The following is a 2239-nucleotide window of genomic DNA, read 5'->3' as shown; positions in this document are numbered from 1 at the left end:
CACGGTATATATCACTCATACCTCCATGACCAATTTTTGATTCAATTAAATATCGATTTTTGAAACATTTGCCAATCAAATTAACTTTGTTAGCATTATTTTCAGAATTGTCTAATCCTGCTGCAACATATTGTGGTTATTTTGATTCACTAGGACGTTAGTTTACATACTTTAGGATAATATCAAGGGATTAACCTGTACTTATGGATAAGAGTAAAACACCAAATAACTTAGCTGAAGACAAAACTGTCATAGCAGGATTAGACAATTCTGAAAATAATGCTAACAAAGTTAATTTGATTGGCAAATGTTTCAAAAATCGATATTTAATTGAATCAAAAATTGGTCATGGAGGTATGAGTGATATATACCGTGCCAAAGACCTGTACTTAGAGTCGTTAAATGTCAGTGAGCCATTTGTTGCAATAAAGGTATTATTGCCTCAGTTATCTGATATACCCGAAGCTCAACAAGTCCTGATTAAAGAGTCGGTGCAAACCCAAAAACTCTCTCATCCAAATATCATCCGAGTGTATGATGTTGATACTGATGATGGCTTTCACTTTATGGTCATGGAGTGGTTAGACGGTGAATCATTAGACCAAGTCATTAAACGTTCCAAACCGATGGGGATTAATTTCAAAGGATCAATGAAAATCATTGATCAGATAGCTTCAGCCTTATCGTATGCGCATCATCAAGGTATTGTTCATACAGATTTAAAACCATCGAATATTTTCCTGACTCGCCAAGGTAATATTAAAGTCTTCGATTTTGGTGTTGCAAAAAACTTGCAACAAAGAGAAGACCGCTACGCACTTGCTGAGGTAGATCAAGACTCATCATTAACAGGTTACACTCCAGCATATGCTAGCTTTGAACAGCTAACTGGCGAAGATGCTTGTGCGGAAGATGATATTTTTGCTTTTTCATGCATTAGCTATGAACTGCTTACAAGTAAACATCCCTATCAGCGTGTCGCAGCAAATGAAGTTGACGTTACCAAGAATAAATTGGTCAAGCCTAAGCATATCAGCATGTCTTTGTGGCCTACACTCAAAAAAGGCTTGGCACTCAAAAAGGCGCAACGAGCATCATCAATTGATCAGATAATCAGCACTTTACACCGTAAAACTTGGCCGATTTTAACTGCCATTGCAGCAGGTACTATTTTGGTTATTGGGGGATTTCAAATTCAACAATACTATCAAGTGCAATTAGATAACTTGAATAATAAAGTGGCGATAACAAATAAGGCAAAAAGTGAAGTTCAAGCATTTGAGTTTATCCCAGCTTCAGACTTATTAGCCCGAATTGACAGTATTCCTGAATCTAAAAGCATCATTAAAAATGGTCTATTAAAAACACATCAATCAGAAGTATTGGATATCGTTGAACAACGTATTGCTTCCTTACCTAAAAGTGATAATGGCCTCTATCAGGATTATGTAAAAATAGCTGAAGTTATTAATGATATAGAGCGTTTTTATCCTGATTCAGTTCGTTTGCTGCAAATGAAAAATCAAGCTGAGCGAAGTAAACAATTGGTTGTTGATGCTCTGTCTGAACGTTTGAGTCTTTTATTATCTCAAGCTCGTTATAACGAGCAAGGGACCAATAATATTAAGGCTATTGTTGATGGACTAAGCTTTGTTGAGCCTAATTATGTATATCTCGCTAGTAATGAAGAATATACGCTATATGCAAGCACCTTTGATAGTGCATTAAAGAAACACGATATTAATCAAATTAGCGAACTTATCACTACCGGTGAAAATGTGTTTGCAAACTATCCTGAAGCTAAGTCTTTAATTGCCTATGGTGCACAATTAAAAGTTGCCGTAAAAGCATTGAATGAGTATCACAATGCGACGGCAAAAGGCAAAACTGTTGATTATCCGTATGACGCCGCTGAGGTTTATTATCGGGATACATTTGAGCAATTAACCGCAAGACTAGAAGCGATTGATGATCCCAAAGATCTACATGAATTTGATAAAGAAGTAAGAGATCTTGCCACAAATTTACCTGATGATTTTGATCCCCTACTGACGCTTGATAAACGTCTCGCGGCGTCATTTTTACGCCAGGCAAACGTGTATCTAGAAAAGCAATATCTGAAAACTGCCAGAGAGTTATTTGCTCGGGGTAATGAAATGTATGAACGTCTTAATGGTGTTCAACGTTTATAGCTCTGTAGTGATTGATCAATCGTTGTATGTTGATGAAGGAAGATGTA

The 2239-nt window shown here is 36.5% G+C and carries 1 protein-coding gene; it reads left to right on the top strand.

The window, feature by feature from the left end:
- Nucleotides 1-203 precede the first annotated feature (203 nt).
- A complete protein-coding gene (locus tag H5185_RS21745) occupies nt 204-2192 on the top strand; it encodes a serine/threonine-protein kinase (protein ID WP_182743215.1) in 1989 nt (662 codons plus the stop codon).
- The last annotated feature ends 47 nt before the right edge of the window (nt 2193-2239 follow it).

It is taken from the genome of Shewanella sp. SG44-6, from assembly GCF_014164185.1.
In the GTDB taxonomy this organism is placed as follows: Bacteria; Pseudomonadota; Gammaproteobacteria; order Enterobacterales; family Shewanellaceae; genus Shewanella; species Shewanella vesiculosa.
This window is presented reverse-complemented; position numbering and strand designations above follow the sequence as displayed.